Origin of the sequence: Tahibacter caeni, assembly GCF_024609805.1 — a bacterium.
GTDB lineage: Bacteria > Pseudomonadota > Gammaproteobacteria > Xanthomonadales > Rhodanobacteraceae > Tahibacter > Tahibacter caeni.
Window position 1 is genome coordinate 1 of record NZ_JANFVR010000581.1, and the last position, 1666, is coordinate 1666.

1 protein-coding gene is annotated in these 1666 nt (G+C 72.7%); it reads left to right on the forward strand.

Annotation, left to right across the window (positions count from 1 at the left end):
* Nucleotides 1-49: 49 nt before the first annotated feature.
* The coding region (locus tag NON22_RS23970; protein WP_257389500.1) for a type I polyketide synthase at nucleotides 50-1666 on the forward strand (1617 nt) is incomplete at its 3' end.

Below are 1666 nucleotides of genomic sequence, written 5' to 3' on the forward strand. Positions count from 1 at the left end.
GACCGATGCCGCGCCATCGGCCGCACCGGCGCCGTCCGAGACCGCCGGCGTGAGCCTGTCCGCGCTGCTCGCCGCGCAGTCCGCGCCGCGCAAGATCGCGATCATCGGCGTGCACGGCCACTATCCCGGAGCGCCGGACCTGGACGCGTTCTGGCAGCTGCTGCGCGACGGCCGCGACGCGACCGGCCCGGTGCCGGCCGGGCGCTGGGACGCCGACGCGTACTACGACCCCGATCCGGCCGCGGCCGGCCGCGGCAAGATCTACTGCCGCAGCGGCGGCTTCATCGCCGACGTCGACAAGTTCGACACCCAGCTGTTCCGCATTCCGCACGAGGAAGCCTGCGTCATGGATCCGCAGGAGCGGCTGTTCCTGCAGTCGGTCTGGAGCGCGCTCGAGGACGCCGGCTATACGCGCGACGAACTGCGCGCGCGGCACGGCCGCGGCAAGAGCGCCGACGTCGGCGTGTTCGTCGGCGTGACGACGAATTCCTACGCGCAGCTCGCCGAGGAAGCGCGCCGCCGCGGCAACATGCGGACGCCGAGCGCGATGCCGTGGTCGATCGCCAACCGCGTGTCGTATTTCTTCGACTTCAAGGGGCCGAGCCTGCCCGTCGACACGGCCTGTTCGTCGTCGCTCGTGGCCGTGCACATGGCCTGCGAGAGCCTGCGCCGCGGCGAATGCCAGGTCGCTGTCGCAGGCGGCGTGAACCTCTACCTGCATCCGTCGAAGTACCTGTCGCTGTGCCAGCGCGGCATGCTCGCGCGCCACGGCAGGACGCGCAGCTACGGCACCGGCGACGACGGCTTCGTGCCCGGAGAAGGCGTCGGCACGGTGATCCTCAAGCCGCTGGAGCAGGCGATCGCCGACGGCGACCGCATCTACGGCGTGGTCGCCGGCAGCGCGTTCGACCACAGCGGCCGCTCCAACGGCTACTCGGCGCCGAACCCGAACGCGCAGGCCGAGCTGATCGCGCGCGCGCTGGCCGCCGCCGAAGTCGATCCCGACACGATCGGCTGCGTCGAAGGGCACGGCACCGGCACGCCGCTCGGCGACAGTCTCGAAGTGCTGGCCCTGTCGCAGGCGTTCCGCCGCGGCACCGACCGCACCGGCTACTGCTCGCTCGGCAGCGTCAAGGCGAACATCGGCCATGCCGAGTCGGCCGCGGGCATCGCGAGCCTGACCAAGGCGCTGCTGCAGGTGCAGCACGGCGAGTTCGTGCCGAGCCTGCATTCGGAACAAGCCAATCCGGATCTCGATCTGGCCGCATCGCCGTTCCGCCTGCAGCACGCGCAGGCGAGCTGGCCGCAGCACGGCGACGCGCCGCGGCGCGCGCTGGTCAATTCGTTCGGCGCCGGCGGCGTCAATGCCTGCCTCGTGCTCGAAGCGTTCCGCAACGAGGAGGCCGCGCCGGCCGCTGCGCCGGGCCCGCAGGTGCTCGCGCTGTCGGCCGAGAGCGACGCGACCTTGCGCGCCTACGCCGCGCGCTTCGCCGCCTTCCTCGGCGCGCGGCCGCAGATCGATCTCGCCGCGCTGTGCCACACCGTGCAGATCGGCCGCGAATCGCTGCGCGAACGGCTCGCGCTGGTCGCGACACGGCCGGCCGAGCTCGCGGCGCTGCTGCGCGGCTGGCTCGCCGGCGAGGCGTCCGACGCGATCCTTCGCGGC